Source organism: Mesorhizobium sp. P170090 (genome assembly GCF_057786115.1).
Genome location: NZ_JBYNWH010000001.1, coordinates 3,157,072 through 3,174,867, shown reverse-complemented (window position 1 = coordinate 3,174,867; position 17,796 = coordinate 3,157,072). Strand labels below are relative to the sequence as shown.

General features: G+C 62.2%; 14 protein-coding genes and 1 pseudogene. 2 read left to right on the top strand and 13 right to left on the bottom strand.

Annotated features, from left to right (window positions below):
- Nucleotides 1-71: 71 nt before the first annotated feature.
- The 9 genes and pseudogenes from AC3EML_RS15095 to minC all read right to left on the bottom strand — a co-directional run bounded on the left by AC3EML_RS15095 (nt 72) and on the right by minC (nt 7,576).
- Nucleotides 72-1,247 carry a hypothetical protein gene (locus AC3EML_RS15095; protein WP_352460523.1) on the bottom strand — a complete coding sequence of 392 codons (1,176 nt, stop codon included), beginning with the start codon at nt 1,245-1,247 and terminating at the stop codon, nt 72-74.
- Nucleotides 1,248-1,392: 145 nt separating this feature from the next.
- Nucleotides 1,393-2,274 carry an EamA family transporter gene (locus AC3EML_RS15090; protein ID WP_023749550.1) on the bottom strand — a complete coding sequence of 294 codons (882 nt, stop codon included), beginning with the start codon at nt 2,272-2,274 and terminating at the stop codon, nt 1,393-1,395.
- Between the two features lie 178 nt (nt 2,275-2,452).
- Entirely contained in the window at nt 2,453-3,274 is an 822-nt protein-coding gene (locus AC3EML_RS15085; protein WP_286487484.1) for an integrase core domain-containing protein, read from the bottom strand.
- A 301-nt stretch (nt 3,275-3,575) separates the two neighbouring features.
- Nucleotides 3,576-4,157: a dihydrofolate reductase family protein gene (locus AC3EML_RS15080; protein WP_352521047.1), complete on the bottom strand. Its 582-nt coding sequence runs from the start codon at nt 4,155-4,157 to the stop codon at nt 3,576-3,578.
- Between the two features lie 165 nt (nt 4,158-4,322).
- Nucleotides 4,323-4,859, bottom strand: coding sequence for an SRPBCC family protein (locus AC3EML_RS15075; RefSeq protein WP_023738676.1), 537 nt, complete (start codon nt 4,857-4,859; stop codon nt 4,323-4,325).
- Between the two features lie 119 nt (nt 4,860-4,978).
- A pseudogene (locus AC3EML_RS15070) lies at nt 4,979-5,302 on the bottom strand (ArsR/SmtB family transcription factor); the annotation flags it as partial.
- 309 nt (nt 5,303-5,611) lie between these two features.
- Nucleotides 5,612-5,884, bottom strand: a complete 273-nt coding sequence (minE, locus tag AC3EML_RS15065) for a cell division topological specificity factor MinE (protein ID WP_023684809.1) — start codon at nt 5,882-5,884, stop codon at nt 5,612-5,614.
- The gene (gene minD, locus AC3EML_RS15060; RefSeq protein ID WP_023670342.1) at nt 5,881-6,696 is read right to left on the bottom strand and encodes a septum site-determining protein MinD; all 816 of its coding nucleotides are present in this window, start codon (nt 6,694-6,696) and stop codon (nt 5,881-5,883) included. Before minD ends, minE begins: the two co-directional genes overlap by 4 nt.
- A 49-nt stretch (nt 6,697-6,745) precedes the next feature.
- Nucleotides 6,746-7,576, bottom strand: coding sequence for a septum site-determining protein MinC (minC, locus tag AC3EML_RS15055; RefSeq protein WP_027048754.1), 831 nt, complete (start codon nt 7,574-7,576; stop codon nt 6,746-6,748).
- Nucleotides 7,577-8,334: 758 nt separating this feature from the next.
- Here minC and AC3EML_RS15050 point away from each other — a divergent pair.
- Together AC3EML_RS15050 and AC3EML_RS15045 are read left to right on the top strand one after the other, a co-directional pair.
- A complete protein-coding gene (locus AC3EML_RS15050; RefSeq protein ID WP_352521049.1) occupies nt 8,335-10,155 on the top strand; it encodes an ATP-dependent nuclease in 1,821 nt (606 codons plus the stop codon).
- Between the two features lie 74 nt (nt 10,156-10,229).
- On the top strand, nt 10,230-11,216 hold the full coding sequence (locus AC3EML_RS15045) for a GIY-YIG nuclease family protein (protein WP_352521050.1): 987 nt from the start codon (nt 10,230-10,232) through the stop codon (nt 11,214-11,216).
- Between the two features lie 187 nt (nt 11,217-11,403).
- Here the strand turns inward: AC3EML_RS15045 and AC3EML_RS15040 are convergent, their stop codons facing one another.
- The 4 genes from AC3EML_RS15040 to AC3EML_RS15025 form a co-directional block, all read right to left on the bottom strand.
- Nucleotides 11,404-11,721: a DUF2934 domain-containing protein gene (locus tag AC3EML_RS15040; RefSeq protein ID WP_488505248.1), complete on the bottom strand. Its 318-nt coding sequence runs from the start codon at nt 11,719-11,721 to the stop codon at nt 11,404-11,406.
- Between the two features lie 85 nt (nt 11,722-11,806).
- Nucleotides 11,807-12,391 (bottom strand): BA14K family protein, encoded by a 585-nt coding sequence (locus AC3EML_RS15035; protein WP_352518970.1) that lies wholly within the window; start codon nt 12,389-12,391, stop codon nt 11,807-11,809.
- A gap of 190 nt (nt 12,392-12,581) precedes the next feature.
- A complete protein-coding gene (gene metH / locus AC3EML_RS15030) occupies nt 12,582-16,391 on the bottom strand; it encodes a methionine synthase (protein ID WP_352521052.1) in 3,810 nt (1,269 codons plus the stop codon).
- 150 nt (nt 16,392-16,541) lie between these two features.
- Nucleotides 16,542-17,663, bottom strand: coding sequence for a KamA family radical SAM protein (locus tag AC3EML_RS15025; RefSeq protein ID WP_352521053.1), 1,122 nt, complete (start codon nt 17,661-17,663; stop codon nt 16,542-16,544).
- Nucleotides 17,664-17,796: the final 133 nt, after the last annotated feature.

Sequence of the window (17,796 nt, the reverse complement as noted above, 5' to 3'; positions counted from 1 at the left end):
GAGATCCTCCTGGCAGAGTCGGGCGGCTTGATCGTTTCCGGAGCATGATCTCCCGCAGGCGGCGGGACCGTTCAGCGCACAACCACCAGATCGTCGAGCACGAGCTGCCAATAGTGGCTCGTGGAGAGGCGCACGCGCGTCACCGCCGCCAGCATCGGCGCATAGTGGACGGGCGCCAGTGCCGACAGGACGATCGTGTCGCTGGCGATCAGCCGGTCGCCAAGCCAGCTCTCGACCAGTGCGGTTTCGCCTTCGGACTTCAACCATGCCGCTGTCAGCATCACGGAATGGAACCCGAACGGTTTGTCGCTCGAGAATTCGGCCGGGTGTCCGCTGCTCGTATAGCAGACATGGTCTCCCGAGATATTGCCGTTGACGTAGCCTTCGCTGCCTTCGGTATGATCGCGCGCCAGTGCGTTCAGGTTGAACCAGGTCAACCCGGCATAACCGGACGGCACCTTGCGTAGGCCGCGCGTCGTGACATCGTCGAAACCGATGGCCTGCAAGGACGCGGCGCTGTCGACAGCCGCGTTCTCGGGCGACAGCAGGCCGAGCTCGGTCGGGTAGGCGGACAAGGCCAGTCGTCGTTCCATGCCATCGCCGGTGACTTCGATCGCGTCGGCGTCATCGGGCAGATCGAGACGGAAGCCAGCCCCAGCACTTAGCGGATGCACTGCCACCTTTTGCCCTTTCGCCATCACCGAGATGCTCGCCGAAGCACCGTCCGCTACGCGGCCGCTGAGCCGGCGTATCGCAAACAGGCCGACCGGCTGCAGCATTGCTTCCGAGGCCAGCCCGGTGGGCGAGCCCGGCAGCGGCCGGAGGTGCTGCGACTGGACCTCGTTGGCGCTGCTCGCGCGCCAGCCGGGCGGAACCGACACGGTGAAGCGGTAGCTGCCCGGCACATGGATGGGCGCGGCGCGACGTTTCGTCGACGCCAGGAAATTGGCAAAGCCGCCGCGATTGCTCCGCGCCGCGGCGACGAAGCGGCCGTCGCCATCATGCAGTCTGACCATGATGCCGGCCATCGGGCGGTCGCCGAGCCCGTAGCGGCCGTCGCGATCGGCATCGAAATAGACAAAGGACGAATGATTGAGCTTGCCGTGGTTGCCCGACCAGTCGCGGCGCACGGCGTAGTCGTTGGCCGGATCTTCACGAAGCCGGGCTCTGCGACGAGACCGCGCCAGCCGCCAGGCGAGAGCCGCAACGACAGCGGCGAACCCGACAAGGAGTATTGCCTTGATCACGGACGGCTCAAGCAATGCTGTCGGCCCTGCTCATCTGGATCTCCTGCGCATACATCGATCCATATATCGATGCTGCAGGCGCTTGAGCAACCGGACACGGGACCGGCGGACCACGGCATCGGCGTCACATATCCATTTCAGGCAACTATTCCGGCGACGGTACCGGCGGCTTCGTCGTCAGCGCCGCGCCGAAGGCGGCGACGACCACGGCGGCGATGCCCGCGCATTGCAGCGGGCTCAGGATTTCGTGCAGGAACAGGAAGCCGGCCAGCGCGCCCAGCGCCGGCTCCAGACAAGTCAGCGTGCCGTAGAGCCTGGCCGGCATCCGGGTCAGCGCCACCATCTCCAGCCAGAACGGCAAGGCGCTGGAGAACAGCCCGACCAGCAGCGCGCTGACCAGGATCGCGGGTGCGATCAGGCCGGTACCCGCCTCGGCGAGGCCGAACGGCAGGCCGACGGCAGCGGCAATGACCAGCCCGTAAGCCGTGGTCTGGCTGCCAAGCTCCGCGCCGGCCTTTTGTGCAAAGACGATGTAGAGCGCCCAGCAGCCGCCGGCGGCCAGCGCCAGCATCACGCCGACCGGGTCGAGTGAACTGCCGGAGTGGATGAAGGGCGACAACAGCAATATGCCGGCAACGGCCAGCACCACCCAGACGAAGTCGGTGGCGCGCCGCGACGACAGCGTCGCCACGAGCAGCGGGCCGGAGAATTCGAGCGCCACCGCGACGCCGAGCGGAATTCTGGCGAGCGCTGCGTAAAACAAAAGGTTCAGCGCCGCGAGGTTGACGCCATAGGCGATGAGCCAGGGCAGCACGGCGCGCGACGGCCGCACCCGCCACGGCCTCAGCACCGCCGCCAGCATCAGCGCGCCCACGACCAGCCGCAGCGCCGTGGTGCCGTTGGCGCCAATCAGTGGAAACACGCCCTTGGCGAAGGTGGCGCCGATCTGGATCGACACCATTGCGCCAAGCAACGCGCCGATCGGCAAGGCCTTCGCTTCAGCTACGGCAATCGGCGTCGACGTCAATTCCAGTCCCCCCCGCGGTGCGCCGCAGCGTTGGCCCGAGATATGGATAATAGGCCTGGCTGTCGTGTGGCACGGGCAGACTGTTGATGGGGCAAGACGTGGAAGGCGAACGCCGACGTGTCCAGCCGATAGATGGGTAACACTTTGAACCGGATACATAGGTGACACTTCTCTCCCCCTATGCGTCCGCCGCAGCGCCAAGCGGATTGGTTGGCGCGGCGCTGCGGCGGACAAGCTTCATGTGCCGTGTGTCGATGATGCCGAGCGGGTGGGCATGGAATGAGAGTGTCCATTGTCCGTCTTCGGTCTCCAACGCAGCGACCGGTTCGCCCGCCAGCGCTTGCGAGACATATATGAAGCCGCCATTCCATCGGATCTCGCCATTGTGGCGCACGCGGCGGACCGAGGCCTCGGCCGGATAGACGGGCTCGGGTGGTGTCCTGGGCATGGCGCGCTGTGAGGACCGGTAGTGCTGGGCGGGCGTATCCATGCCCAGCGCCTCATGGGGACGTTCCTCATTGTAGCTGTGGCGGAAGGTCTCGAAGGCCTGGCCCTGTGCCGTTCGGTCGGCTTCCGGTGCCTCGGCCATCGGCAGCATGGTCAGGTGAAAGCGCTCGTGACGTCCGTTCTGCTGTGGCCTGCCGGGTGCGATCCGCTCCAGCGTGATGCCAAGCTTGATGAAGCGCACGAGGAACTCGGGAGCCGTGCGCCTGAGCCGTGCCACGATCTTCTTTGGACCCCAAAGCGGATGCAGCTCCTTGGCCGCCACAATCCGCTCAACCAGATCCTGAGCTGTCGCCCGGCCATGATTGAGCGGGGCTCGCGGCAGGTCGTGCAAACCCTCAGGCCCAAACGTCCGATAGCGTCCTAGCCATTTGTAGCCGTTCTTGCGTGAGATCCCGTAGGCCGCACAAAGCGCAACCATCGTCTCATCCCCAGAAAGACACTCCACAACAAACCGTAGCCGCTCGTCCATGATGCCAGTCTCTCGCCAAACCATCGCCGGTCCTCCGGCGGACAAGAAAACTGTCACCCATGCTATCGGTCCATTCTGTTACCTATCTATCCGGTTCGGACAGACGCATTTCCTCTCCCCCGTCGATCGGGGGAGAGGTGTCGAGCGTAGCTCGACGGAGTGGGGGTCGACCGTTCATCCGCCTGATTGTCTGCTTGCAGGCGTTTCGCGCTCGCTTCCGTCGCTCCTGTTTTGCGGCGACCGTGGGTTTCATGACCGCCTTCCCCCACTCCGTCGCCGCTTCGCGGCGCCACCTCTCCCCCCTCCGGAGGGAGAGGAAAAGAAGCTAGCTCGCCAGCCCATACACCAGGCTCACACGTCCATCCGAAAGCGCCTCGGCCTTGCGCAGTTCCAGTCCGTGCCGGGCGTGCACCATGCCGAACAGCGCCTTGCCGTCGCCGGCGAGCAGCGGATAGACGATCAGCCGCATTTCATCGACCAGGCCGGCTTCGATCAGGCTGGCGGTGATGCAGGCGCCGCCCATGAGGTAGATGTTCTTGCCGGGCTCGCGCTTCAGCGCCGCGACGTCGTCGAGGCGGCGCAGGAAGCGCGTCGAGGCCCAGGCTGACGTCGTCATGGTGTTCGACAACACATAGTGCGGTGTCTTGGCGGCAAAGCGCGCCCATTCGAGTTCGGCCGGGTCGACCAGTCTGCCGGTCATCGGCAATGGCTGGTCCGGCTCGTTCTGTTGGATCGCGCTCCAGTAGCGCTCATAGCCGGCATACATGACGCCGCCGAGCAGGCAGGCGTCGATCTCAGGCATCAGGCCATATTCCTCCGACCAGTTGTCGACCCAGTCGGCAAAACCTTCGGGGCCTTCCATCTTGCCGTCGATGGAGATCTTCATTCCGGTGATCAATTTACGCATGACTTCCTCCTTCGGGCTTGCGGGATGCAAGCACGTTGCCTGGTTTCACTTCCGATGACGCGCCGCGGTGTCTGGCGAAGGCGCGTGTTTCGCCGACCCTTGCGCCGGCATCCGGCGCAAGGGATCGATGGTGCCCGGTTGGACCGGGCGATGCGTTAGGTCAGGTCAGGCCGGCAGGCGCCGATCGTATTCCGCCACGATACGGCTAAAGCTGTCCCAGAACGGTTCGGGCTTCTCGGCCGCCACGCGGGCAACCAGGAGGTCGAGATGCACGTGCCAGCCTGCAGCATGCATCATCAGGCTCGAGCGGTCTGGCAGGCGGCGGTGGACCAGGGTGAGCAAGACGTCGTCGCCGCGCTGCGCCAATTCGAACGTGACATTGCCGCTGCCGTTCCAGGTGATGGTGAGCTTGAGCGGCGGGTCGCACTCGACGATCTGGTTGTGCATCCGCTGCTCGCCGCCACTGAAGCTGGCCGGCCTGTCGCCGGGCGGGTCGGTCAGTTCGTCGTTGCGCCAGACCAGCTCGAAGGAAGAGCCTTCCTCCATCTCCATGTCGCCGGCCGCCAGCCATTGGCGGCGCAGATCGCTCTGCGTCAGATATTCCCAGACGCGCTCCCTGGTTCCGGGTAAAAGCCGTTCGACCCTCAACGTGGCCGGCTGGATCAGCTGGGCGTAGCCGTCGAAGCTGTTCATCTGGTTCATCGGTCGTCTCCCTCGGATGATGTTGGCCTGGATGTGTCTGGCTTGGGTGATTCCGGCTTGGATCGTTCTGGATTTGCCGGTGCCGGCGTTGACGGCGTTGTCGACGTTTTGCGCCCCGCCTCCTCGCGCAAAAGCTGTTCGAGGACATCGAGGCGGCTGTTCCAGAAACGCGCGTATTGGCCGAGCCACTGATAGGCGGTGGCCAGCGGGCGGGCCTCGAGGCGGCAGACATGGGTGCGGCCGCGCACTTCACGCCGGATCAGCCCGGCATGCTCCAGCGCCTTGATGTGCTTGGAGGCGGCGGCCAGCGACATGGCAAAGGGCTGTGCCAACTCGCTCACCGTACGCTCGCCGCCGGCGAGGTGGTTAAGCATGTTCCGGCGCGTGGCGTCGCCGAGGGCGTGAAAAACCTGGTCCATCTGGGGCGTCTCTAATTCAACCATGTAGTTGAATATAGAGGCGAGATTTTAGATAGTCAACTGGTTGGTTGAATGTTTTTTGGAGAGACGGAAAAGGCCGGCTAACGGCGATGGTTGGCGAAGCCGAAGAGGCGCGCAATCTCCCCCCTCGTGGGGGAGATGTCCGGCAGGACAGAGGGGGGCGCGAAGGATCGCTACGTTCGACAAGTCGTGTCGGCTAGGACCGACTTCGGCCCAAGCCGTTGCCAAACAATCGACAGGCCAGCGGGACAGTGCCCCCCTCTGGCCTGCCGGCCATCTCCCCCACAAGGGGGGAGATCAGCAGCTTCAATCTCACCCCGCCATCGCCAGCGGCACCGCGCTCTTGTTGGGGATCTGGATGTCGATCTCCAGCGTCGACATGGTCTCGCCGCGGTCCATCGAAACTTGCAGATAATCCTGGTCGATCTGCACATGCTTGGCGATCACCGCCATGATCTCTTCGCGCAGGATGGAGACGAGATCGGGCTGGCTGCGGTTGCGGCGCTCATAGGCAAGCAGCACTTGCAGCCGTTCGCGCGCCACCGGCGCGCTGGTGCGCCGCTTGAAGATGTCGAGCAGGTTCATGCCGCCCTCCTTCCCAAAAGACGATCGAGGAAGCCCTTGCGCTCGAAGGGCACGATGACCGGCAGCTGTTCGCCCTCGAGCCGCTTGGCCGCGTCGATGTAAGCCTTGGCAGCGGCGTTCAGCGGCTCCGACAGCGTCACCGGCGAACCGAGGTTGGAGGCGCGCAGCACATCCTGGCTTTCCGGAATGATGCCGAGCAGCGGCACCGACAGTATCTCCAGCACATCGTCGATCGACAGCATTTCACCGCGCGCGGCGCGTCCCGCATCGTAGCGTGTGACCAGCACATGCTTGGCGATCTGCTCGCCCTCCTCGGCGCGCAAGGTGCGGGAATCGAGCAGGCCGATGATGCGGTCGGAATCGCGCACCGACGACACTTCCGGATTGGTGACGATGACCGCCTCGTCGGCAAAGCGCATGGCGAGCTGCGCGCCGCGCTCGATGCCGGCCGGGCTGTCGCAGAAGACATAGTCGAAGACCGAGCGCAGCTTGCCGATGACCTCGGCCACGCCCTCCTCGGTCAGCGCATCCTTGTCGCGCGTCTGCGAGGCCGGCAGCAGGAACAGCGTCTCGACCCGCTTGTCGCGGATCAGCGCCTGCGACAGCTTTGCCGAGCCCTGGATGACGTTGACGAGGTCGAACACGACGCGCCGTTCGGCGCCCATGATCAAATCGAGGTTTCGCAGGCCGACGTCGAAATCGACCAGCGCCACCTTCTTGCCGGTCTTGGCGACCGCCGCCCCCAGAGCCGCGGTCGAGGTCGTCTTGCCGACGCCCCCCTTGCCCGAGGTGACCACCACTACCTTGCCCATCAATAAAGCCTCCGTTGTTGTTCGTTATGTCGTTGTCGGGCGAGACGCATTAGCTGAAAGGGGCGATGCGCAGCATGCCGTTGTCGAGAAATGCCTGCACAGGCTTGCCCCGGACTGACGGGTCCATCTCCTCGGCGGTGCAATACCAGCCATCCACCGAGAGAAGTTCGGCTTCGTTCCTGCGGCAGAAGACACGCGCCGCCGTGTTGCCCTGCGCGCCTGCCGAAGCGCGGCCGCGCAGCGTGCCATAGACGTGGATGGAACCGGTGGCGACGATCTCGGAGCCGGACGCGACGGAGCCCAGCACGATGACATCGCCATGCGGATGGAAGATCAGCTGCCCTGAACGGATCGGCGAGCGGATCATCAGCGTGCCAGCGTCGGGTGCGGCAATTTTGGCGTCTTTCGGCTGTGCCTTGGCATCGCTCGCCGGTTTCAAATCGCCCGCCTTCAAATCGCCGGCCTCTGCCTTGATGTCACCGGCCGCCTTCATGTCGCTTACCGCAGTGTCCTCCTCCGCCCTGCCCGCCTTGCGGCTCGGCTGCAGCAGCCCGTCGGTGGTCGCCTCCTTGGCGCCGACCAGCACCGGCGGCAGATGCGTGCCAAGCTCGGCGCCACCATCGAGTTCCATGGCATAGATGCGGATTCCGCGCTGGCCGAGCAGATCGACCAGCGCTTCGATGGCCACGACATCGGGCTTCAGCACGTTCAGGTCGAGCACCACCGGGCGCCCGGCAAAATAGCCCGGCGAATTGCCGACCCAGCGATCGAGGCTCTCCAGCCAAACGTCCAAAGGCGCCTCCGGCGTCAGCGTGAATGCGACGAAGGAGCGGGCGCGAAAGCGAATGGATTTGGCCTCGAGGGGAGCGGCAAAGGTCACAGCGGGCGATTCCTTACTGAGAGGTAAACGCTAGCCGTGGTATGGTTAATGAAAGGTTAACGGGAGGGGGTATTCGCGAGCAGAGGGGGCGCCTTTCTTGACAGCCCGGGCCAGGCATCCTGCCACCCTTGCAAGAGCACGAATCGACGCGATCATTCGCCGGCCGCCGGCAAGGCAAGCTGCAATCGTAACGACCGCAACGCAGCAAGTGTCGGCGCAGATTGTTGAAAATAATCATGTATTGCCGAGCGTTGAATACTTGCGCGCCGCCATGCGCCGCGTAATGTCGGCATGGGATGGGTTTAATGGGGGAATAATGAAACGTAGTTTTTGACACTATCGCTGCTGGCTGGCCTCGCAGGGTGTGCCACGCCGCCCGACAAGATTGCAGGCGTTCCGAATTCCGGCCCCTGCACGCCAGCCGAGAGACAACGCCTTGCTGTCATTTCAAACCAGCAGAACAAGTCAGCATCCGGTGATGCGCTTGGTGTCTTCCTGATCGGCGTGCCGATTGCATCCATGTCGGGTGGCGACCACGAGGCCGAGATAGCGATTCTCAAGGGATGCTGCGGGCCGCCTAAGACTTAGACACCGCCGACCACGGCATTTTAACAGCCGGGTCTGCTAGCTGGTAATGCGTCCCCATATCGATATGCTCGGTTTATGCGTTGGAATGTCTCAGGAAGCATCCCGTTAAACTGGCACCATACTGGCAGCAATTAATCATAACAACACTCTGAAATTCGGAAATAGCTCTAATGAGAGTATCTAGGATCAGAATAAAGGGCTTTCAGTCGTTTGAAGACACAGGGGATATATCCTTCACTGATGGAATTAATATCATAATAGGGCAAAATAATTCTGGGAAAAGCGCCCTACTTCGCGCACTGCTGCCTTCTATTCCCGACGACAGACATCGCACACCGGATAAATGGGAGGCATTTCGACTAAAGCGACCCGAGATAGAATTCACTCTGGAAATTAGCGGGGCTGAGATACGAGATTGGATTCTAATATCTGGATCCACTCAATATTTTCCATTGCAAACCCTGCCTGGTCTTGATCCGGAGGCATATTTACAACAGCTATTCAATATTGATGAAATGCGTATTGACGTAAAAAGAAATGAAAACACAGAATTCTATTCTTCTTACCCATCCCACAATTTATTTTATTACGGCGATGGAACACCACAAACTTGTGCATCCGCGACACCAACAAACGGCGAAATAACATTTGGTATACAAAGCTCTGGAAATGACACTTTGCCTAACTTGCTTTTTGCAGCATGGCAACGCGAAATGTTCTATTTTGCGGCTGAGCGCCTAACGATCGGTGAGGCGGCATTTGGTTATGCAGGACGCCTCCAATCAAACGCGGGCAATTTGCCGAATGTGCTTCATACTTTGAACAGTGAACGAGGCGACATTTTTCGGCAACTGGTGGATCATCTTCGAGAAGTGTTCCCCACAGTCGCCAATCTCAGTATCAGAACGCGACCAGAGAACAACCAATTAGAAGTCCGGGTCTGGCCGACTGAGGTAATGGAACGAGTTGAACTTAGCTTTCCGCTCAACTCAAGCGGAACAGGCGTGTCTCAGGTTATCGCGCTTCTCACTGCGATAATGACGATCGATAAGGCCGTGATTATAATCGACGAGATCAACAGCTTTTTGCACCCCGCAGCGGTTAAGGCGCTGCTCCGAATTTTGCAGACGCGATATGCTCATAATCAATACATAATTTCTACACACGCCCCTGAGGTGATCGGCTTCAGTAACCCCACGACAATTCATCTCGTCAAGCGCGCCGGATACGAATCCTCAGTCGAGCGACTGAACCTCGATGAGGTTGGGAAGTTTCGTGAGGTAGCCGAGCACTTAGGTGTCTCAATGGCAGACGTGTTCGCGGCCGAACGTGTGGTGTGGGTGGAAGGTCCGACGGAGGAGCTGTGTTTCCCTTATCTGTATCAACAGCTAGTTGGACCGCTGCCGCGCGGAACTATTATCACGTCGGTTGCGGCAACGGGTGACTTCAACACGAACAGGCGCGATCCGGCAATCGTGTATGAGGTTTACAGCCGCTTGAGCTCCGCCGCTGCTACGCTGGTTGTGTCGGTTGCTTTCAGCTTCGACACAGAGAAGCTGACCGATGCAGAAAAAACGGAAATGAAGCGGAAGGCCGGCGGCTTGCTGCATTTCTTGCCTAGGCGCCACCTGGAATGCTTCTTTATCGACCCCGCAGCAATTGCGGCCTTTGTCATAAGCAAGGATCCCGGGTCGGTTGCAACCGTTACGCCAGATACGGTCGAAGCAACTTTGAAGGCCGCGGCTGCCAAGCGCCCGCTTCTTGTTCCGGAATGGAGTGACGACATAAGGAACGTGGAGTGGCTTACCCACGTCGACGCGGCCAATCTTATCGCCAGTGTGTGCGGAACCCTCTCCGAGCACCGCGCGCCTTTCGCCAAGAAGAATGACTCTCTATTTCTGCTGAAGCACATACTTGAACATAACCCTGAGCAGCTGACGCCACTGCGGGACTATGTACAGAGCCTTGTTGCAGCGGTAGCAGCAACCTGAAACATAAATCACTATGAAAACTTGCCATTTTCGATCAGGTGTCGTTGCCAACAAGGTGAATGCTGGGGTGGGTGATGAGTGAAGTGGCTGCGGAACTTCCTGAAGATCGACAGGTGTGGCTTCGTGCTTTTTACGGCTTCAGCCCTGAAGAAGCAGGCTATCTTGGCTTTACGTATGAGCCTCAGCGCGAAACCATGCTCGAACGGATGAGGGATGGCGATCTGGTCCTGATCTATGGGGCGGTAGACCATCTGACGGATACATCGCTGAAGCGTCAGGCTTTGGGCTTTCTGGAGGTCACAGGGGAGCGCTGCTCCGATCGGGAACGCTCTGCCCCGCCGGCTATCGATTGGAAGGAGGAACATGGCTTCCTAGACAGATGGACTTTCGGCGTGAAGGTTCGGCGCGCATGGCGGGTGAGGAACCGCGTCCGTGTTAACACAATCGCACCCGAAGCATACGCGAATGAGAATCGATTCGAGCGAACAACTCGCGCAATTTTGCTGACGCCTGAAGAGCGCGAACGCGCGCTGAGCCATCCTGTCTTTCAGGTCAACGTATACGGCGAGCCATCAATCTCCGAAGCTGAATTGGCCAAAGGGGTGATGGGCGAACTGCTCAAGCCTTCGCGCGGTTTCCCTCCCAGCCTTGGCACCCGGACGGCAACCCATGAGGACGGCGAAAACAACCTGTATCTAATGATGCTTGAAGGTGGCGCCGAGGCGCTACTCGGCCGAACAGGATCTCATGTCGGCAAGGCTTTGGTAAAGGTCGGACGTTCGAACGACCCTAAGCGGCGGCTTAAGGAGGTTAATGGGGGATTCCCGGAAAATGGAACATGCCGCTGGAAGCTCGTGAATAGTCAGGCCTTTCCGGATGTCTCTACCGCCCATCGCCACGAGGACGAACTGAAGGACCTGTTTAAAGTCCGTTTTAGCTCTCAAGGCGGGGAATTCTTTACAGCGGATAAGCGCGAAATCGAAAACGAATTTATGAGATTTTGCGTATCAAAGATGCCAGCGATAAAGAGCGCGCCTGGAAAGGCCAAGGGCATAAATTAGGCACCAGTTCGAATAGGAGGCCCCGCGCTTAGCGAACGAGTCCCTCAACGTCCATCGTGCAGTTTGGCCGATATCTTGGACACATTCGTCGATGTAGCGCCTCTCGACCGAATCGCCGCACACCAGCCGGATCAGCTTGATCTTCCAAGTGCCCTCGTTCTTTGAAATGAAGCGATAGACCATACCGTCACGACTTCGCCCGCCGCTTCCCCTCAATCCCCCTCGCCGCCTGCTCAACCGCCGCCCGGTCCGCGCCGAGTTTGTCGATCAGCTCCTGCGCCTCGTCGCCCGCTATGCCGGTGCGCACGGCGAGTTCCTCGACCGTCAGGACGTCGGTGCTGGCGATCTCGCGCGGCAGGGCGTCGTCGGCGGTCAGCGGCAGGGCTGCTTCGCGGTCGATTTCGGCCTCGGCCCGGTGCCAGTGGTGCTCGGGGTCACCAGTGCCTTCGCGCTCCCAGATCTGGTAGGCGCGCTGCTGTATCTTGTGATGCCGGTCGTCTTCCATGGTGGTTCTCCCCTGGGCTTTGAGGACGATCCGAACGATCCCAGAAATCGCGCGGTCGCAATCGTTGCGGCGCCCTTCGCGCTGGCTATTCGCATTGCCGTCTCGGCCCGCCGGAATATGGCTGGTAGCTGTTGTCTTCCGGACGGTAGGAGCGATAGCGGCTGAAGCAGGATTCGACATGGTCGCCGCCGGCGGCCGCGTAGGCGCCCGCGCCCTCGACGTAGCTTGCCTCTCGCGGCGCGACGCGGTCGGCGGCGAGATAGGGCGATACGCAGGTGCGCTGCTGTCCGCTATAGGACATGTAGCTGTTGTTGTCGGGATCGTAGGAGCGGTATCGGCTGGCGCACCAGGCGAGATGCGGCGGCGGCAGTTCGGTCCGCGCGATGGCGCCGGTGACTGTGGGATCGGGCTGCTGCCTGGCCGGGTCCTGGGCTGGCTCCTTGGCGGCGATGTCGGCAGGCGCGGACTGCTCGGGCGGCACACGTTCGAAGTCCTGCGCCGTCTTGTCCACCGGCCGCGCTTTCCGGGTCCACAGTTCCGCCACGCTGACGGTGGGCCTTGCCTCCCGCACAGGCTTGGCGGCAAGCAGCCAGGCTGCGAAAACCAGCCCGCTGCCGAACACCGCAAGGGTCAGCACGAAGCCGCCGACCAGTCCCAAAATCGCTTTCACTCGACACTCCTTGTGTCCCTGCCAATAAAATGCGGGACATCACGGCTTGTTCCAGAAAAGCAGGCGCGAGGGACCTAAGTCTGACCGACCGACAACCGGCAGCTCGCCGAGAACCGGGTGCGGCGCGATTTTTTTCGACGGTGAAAAATCAAGGGAGCGGTCGAGCAGCCGTTGGGCCACGTCGCAGCCGCTATTCCGCCGCCTCGGCATAGTGCTGAGGGACATAGTTGAGGATCGGGCCGAGCCAGCGCTCGACATCGGCCAGCGGCATGGCTTTGCGGCGGGCATAGTCCTCGACCTGGTCGCGCTCGACTTTGGCGACGCCGAAATAATAGCTTTCGGGATGGGCGAGATAGATGCCGGAGACCGAGGAGCCCGGCCACATCGCATAGCTCTCGGTCAGGCTGACGCCGGCATTGCGCTCGCCGTCGAGCAGCCGGAACAAGGTCGCCTTCTCGGTATGATCGGGCTGCGCGGGATAGCCGGGCGCCGGGCGGATGCCGCGATAGGGCTCGCCGACCAGTTCGTCGGGCGCCAGCGTCTCGTCTGATGCATAGCCCCAGAATTCCTTGCGCACCTTCTCGTGCATGCGCTCGGCGAACGCTTCGGCGAAACGATCGGCCAGCGCCTTGACCATGATCGAGGAATAATCGTCATTGGCGCGCTCGAAGCGCTCTGATATCGCCACCTCCTCGATCCCCGCGGTGACGATGAAGCCGCCGATATAGTCCGGCTTGCCGCTGTCGGCCGGCGCGACGAAATCCGACAGCGCGACATTGGCCTTGCCGTCGCGCTTGGTCAGTTGCTGGCGCAGCGTGAAGAAGGTTGCCAGTTCCTGCGAGCGTGCCTCATCCGTGAACAGCCTGATGTCGTCGCCGACGGCGTTCGCCGGCCAGAAGCCGATGACGGCGCGCGGCGCGAACCATTTTTCGGCGATGATTTTCTCCAGCATCGCCTGCGCATCCTCGAACAGCTGGCGCGCGGCGGGTCCCTGCTTCTCGTCCTCAAGGATCTTGGGATAACGCCCCTTCAGCTCCCAGGTCTGGAAGAACGGCGTCCAGTCGATGTAGCGCGAGAGCTCAGTCAGGTCCCAGTTCTCGAACACTTTCACGCCGGTGAAGGACGGCTTCGGCGGTTCATAGGCGGACCAGTCCACCCTGTGCGCATTGGCCCTGGCCTTTGCCAGCGGCAGCCGCTGCTTGTCGGCCTCGGAGCGGGCATGCGCGTCGGCGACCTTTTTGTACTCGGCCCGCACTGTGTCGACGTAGCCGCCCTTGGTCTCGTTCGACAGCAAGGACGAGACGACGCCGACCGCCCGGCTGGCGTCATTGACATAGACCGTCTGTCCCCTGGAGTAGCGGGGATGGATCTTCACCGCCGTGTGCACGCGGCTGGTTGTCGCGCCGCCGATCAGCAGCGGAATGTCAAACCCTTCGCGCTCCATCTCGGCGGCCATGTGCACCATCTCGTCCAGCGATGGGGTGATCAGGCCGGACAGGCCGATGACGTCGACATTTTGCTCGCGAGCCGTCTGCAGGATCTTCGCCGCCGGCACCATGACGCCGAGATCGATGATCTCGTAATTGTTGCAGGCCAGAACGACGCCGACGATGTTCTTGCCGATGTCGTGGACATCGCCCTTCACAGTCGCCGTCAGGATTTTGCCGGCCGTCTGGCGCTCGCCATTGTCGATGCCATTGGCGGCATTCGCCAGTTTTTCCGCCTCCATGTGCGGCAGCAATCCGGCCACCGCCTGCTTCATCACGCGCGCCGACTTCACCACTTGCGGCAGAAACATCTTTCCAGCGCCGAACAGATCGCCGACGACATTCATGCCGGCCATCAGCGGGCCTTCGATGACATGCAGAGGCCGCTCGGCCGCAAGCCGCGCCTCTTCGGTGTCGGCGTCGATGAATTCGGTGATGCCGTTGACCAGCGCATGCGAAATCCGCCGCTCGACCGTCCAGTCGCGCCAGGCGAGATCGCGCTCCCTGGCTTCCTTGCCGGCGGTGCCCTTGAAGCGCTCGGCGATCTCCAGCATGCGTTCGGTGGCGGTGCCGCCGGCCCTGGGCGCGCGGTTGAGCACGACGTCCTCGCAAGCCTCGCGCAGTCCCGGTTCGATCGTGTCGTAGACGGCAAGCTGGCCGGCATTGACGATGCCCATATCCATGCCGCGCTGGATAGCATGGTAGAGGAACACCGCGTGGATCGCCTCGCGCACCGGCTCGTTGCCGCGGAAGGAGAAGGACAGGTTCGAGACGCCGCCCGAGATATGCACATGCGGCAGCGTGGCGGTGATCTCGCCGGTGGCCTCGATGAAGTCGACGCCGTAATTGTCGTGCTCCTCTATGCCGGTGGCGACCGCGAAGACATTGGGGTCGAAGACGATGTCTTCGGGCGGGAAACCCGCCTGTTCGGTGAGCAGCTTGTAGGCGCGGGTGCAGATCTCGACTTTGCGCGCCTTGGTGTCGGCCTGGCCGGCTTCGTCGAAGGCCATGACGACCACGGCCGCGCCATAGGCGCGCACCAGTTTCGCGTGATGCAGAAACGCTCCCTCGCCTTCCTTCATCGAGATGGAATTGACCAGCGGCTTGCCCTGTACGCATTTCAGCCCGGCCTCGATGATCTCCCATTTCGAGGAGTCGACCATGACCGGAACACGGGCGATATCAGGTTCGGCGGCGATCAGGTTGAGATACTCGACCATCGCCTTCTTCGAATCGATCAGGCCTTCATCCATGTTGATGTCGATGATCTGGGCGCCATTGGCGACCTGGTCGCGCGCCACGTCGAGCGCGGGGACATAATCGCCCGCCGTGATCAGCTTTCGGAACCTGGCCGAGCCGGTGACATTGGTGCGCTCGCCGACATTAACGAAGGGAATCTCGTCAGTCAGCGTGAACGGCTCCAGCCCGGACAGGCGCATCTTGCGCTCGATCTCGGGGATGGCGCGTGGCGGATATTTCTTGACAGCCTCGGCGATGGCGCGGATGTGGTCCGGCGTCGAGCCACAGCAGCCGCCGACGACGTTGACCAGCCCTTCCCGCGCAAAATCCTCGATCTGCGCGGCCATGAAGTCCGGGCTCTCGTCATAGCGGCCGAATTCATTGGGCAGGCCGGCATTCGGATAGGCGCAGACGAAGGTGTCGGCGGCGCCTGAAATTTCGGCCAGATGCGCGCGCATCGCATTGGCGCCGAGCGCGCAGTTGAGGCCGATGGTGAAGGGGTTGGCATGGCGCACCGAATGCCAGAAGGCGGTCGGCGTCTGGCCCGACAGCGTGCGGCCGGAGAGATCGGTGATGGTGCCCGAAATCATCACCGGCAGGCGCACGCCCTTTTCGAGGAAAATCTCGTTGCAGGCAAAGATCGCCGCCTTGGCGTTCAGCGTGTCGAAGATGGTCTCGATGAGAATGATGTCGGCGCCACCGTCGACCAGTCCGCGCAACTGCTCGCCATAGGCCAGGCGCAGATCGTCGAAGGTCACGGCGCGATAGCCGGGATTGTTGACGTCGGGCGACATCGAGGCGGTGCGGTTGGTCGGCCCGAGCGCGCCGGCGACGAAGCGCCGCTTGCCGTCCTCCTGCTGTGCCCTCGCCGCTGCCCGACGCACCAGCCGCGCGCCGTCGCGGTTCAGCGCGTAGACGGCATCCTCCATGCCGTAATCCGCCTGGGCGATCGAGGTCGAGGAGAAGGTGTTGGTCTCGAGGATATCGGCGCCAGCGATGGCGTATTGATAATGGATCTCCTCGATCGCCTTCGGCTGCGTCAGGATCAAGAGGTCGTTGTTGCCCTGCTGGTGGCAGGCGCAGCCGGCGAATGCCTCGCCGCGAAAATGCTCCTCGTCGAAAACGAGACCCTGAATCTGCGTGCCCATGGCGCCGTCGAGAATGAGAATGCGCTCGCGCGCCGCTGCCGTGAGCGCCGCAAGCACTTCGGACCCATCGGGCTTTGCCGCGACGGGGCCGAACAATGCGTCCAGCGATGCAGAATTCTGCGACATTTTTTATCCTTGAGGCGACAACCATCACATAAGGATATCTTTATGTCAACATACGGAATGCAAGCGAACGCGTCGTGGCGAGAGTTTGGTGCGATGGTCATCCCGATCGACAATGTGACGGCGGCGGTCATCGTCGCCGCTGCGCCCTGCCTACACCACGGCGTCCCGATACAGCCTCACCTCGCCGTCCTGGCCGCGGATGCGCCAGTCCTGCCCGTCCCGGCCCTCGACATGGCATGGCCCGAGCGGCACCTTGCCACCGCCTTCCGGCAGGTCCAGCACATAGACCGGATTGCAGATGCCCGACAGGCGGGCGCGCAGCGCGCCGGCCAGCGCCTGTCCCTGCGCAATCGTGGTGCGCCTGTGCGCCATGCCGCGCGCGAGGTCGCCATGGTGCAGGTAATAGGGTTTGACGCCGAGCCGGTACATCAGTTCGCGGCAGAGTTCCTCCAGCACCTCGACCGTGTCGTTGACGCCCTTGAGCAGGACACTCTGGTTGAGCAGCACGAAGCCTGCCTGGCGCATGACGCGGCAGGCCAATTCGGTGGCCGGCGTGATCTCCCGCGCATGGTTGAAATGGGTGACGATTGTGACCATCAGCCGGCCCTGCAACGCGCCAACCAGCCCCGGCGTGATGCGCGCGGGCAGTACGACAGGCACGCGCGTGTGGATGCGCAGCAGCCTGACATGCGCGATCGCCTCGATGCGGGCGCGGATTTCGGCCAGCGCCTTGTCCGGCAGCGACAGCGGATCGCCGCCGGTCAGGATCACTTCGCGGATTTCGGTATGGCCCTCGATATATGCAAAAGCCTCTTCGAGCGCTTCTCGCGTATAGCCGCGGCCGATCGAGGTCAGGGATTCCTTGCGGAAGCAGAAGCGGCAATAGACCGCGCATTGGTAGGTCGCAAACAACAGCACGCGGTCGGCGTGGCGGTGCGTCAGTCGCGGCACCGGACTGAAGGCATGGTCGGCGATCGGATCGTCGAGCTCGCCTTCCGTTTCCGTCAGCTCATCCGGCGATGGAATGATTTGCGCGCGGATCGGGTCGGCGGGATCGTTCCAGTCGATCAGGTCGAGATAGGTTTTGGGGGCACGCACCTTGTGGTGTACGGCCGCCTCCTGCGCCGCCGCGCGCTCGGCGGGTGACAGCGGCAGCGAGGCGAGATCGCGGACGTGGCGCACGCCCGCGCGGATGTCGTTTTGCCAGGCGGTGTCGGCATCGCGTCCTTCGTCGGCGATGGCCGCGTCATCGAAAGTTGAGTCTGGGGTCATTGGGGCCTCGGGGCAATTCTGGCGGTGCTATCGGCCGGATGGACGGTTCGGTCAACAGCAGTGGCTCGGCGCGGATTGTCGCTGCGCTGCGATCCTTCGCATCCCCCGACTATCGCCGTAATCGACCAGCGCA

What these genes read in the sequence shown, in the direction of transcription:
- AC3EML_RS15085 (WP_286487484.1), bottom strand. Translation starts at nt 3,274, where the DNA reads ATGGTTTGGCGAGAGACTGGCATCATGGACGAGCGGCTACGGTTTGTT.
- AC3EML_RS15080 (WP_352521047.1), bottom strand. Translation starts at nt 4,157, where the DNA reads ATGCGTAAATTGATCACCGGAATGAAGATCTCCATCGACGGCAAGATG.
- AC3EML_RS15075 (WP_023738676.1), bottom strand. Translation starts at nt 4,859, where the DNA reads ATGAACCAGATGAACAGCTTCGACGGCTACGCCCAGCTGATCCAGCCG.
- minE (WP_023684809.1), bottom strand. Translation starts at nt 5,884, where the DNA reads ATGAACCTGCTCGACATCTTCAAGCGGCGCACCAGCGCGCCGGTGGCG.
- minD (WP_023670342.1), bottom strand. Translation starts at nt 6,696, where the DNA reads ATGGGCAAGGTAGTGGTGGTCACCTCGGGCAAGGGGGGCGTCGGCAAG.
- AC3EML_RS15050 (WP_352521049.1), top strand. Translation starts at nt 8,335, where the DNA reads ATGAGAGTATCTAGGATCAGAATAAAGGGCTTTCAGTCGTTTGAAGAC.
- AC3EML_RS15045 (WP_352521050.1), top strand. Translation starts at nt 10,230, where the DNA reads ATGAGTGAAGTGGCTGCGGAACTTCCTGAAGATCGACAGGTGTGGCTT.
- AC3EML_RS15040 (WP_488505248.1), bottom strand. Translation starts at nt 11,721, where the DNA reads ATGGAAGACGACCGGCATCACAAGATACAGCAGCGCGCCTACCAGATC.
- metH (WP_352521052.1), bottom strand. Translation starts at nt 16,391, where the DNA reads ATGTCGCAGAATTCTGCATCGCTGGACGCATTGTTCGGCCCCGTCGCG.
- AC3EML_RS15025 (WP_352521053.1), bottom strand. Translation starts at nt 17,663, where the DNA reads ATGACCCCAGACTCAACTTTCGATGACGCGGCCATCGCCGACGAAGGA.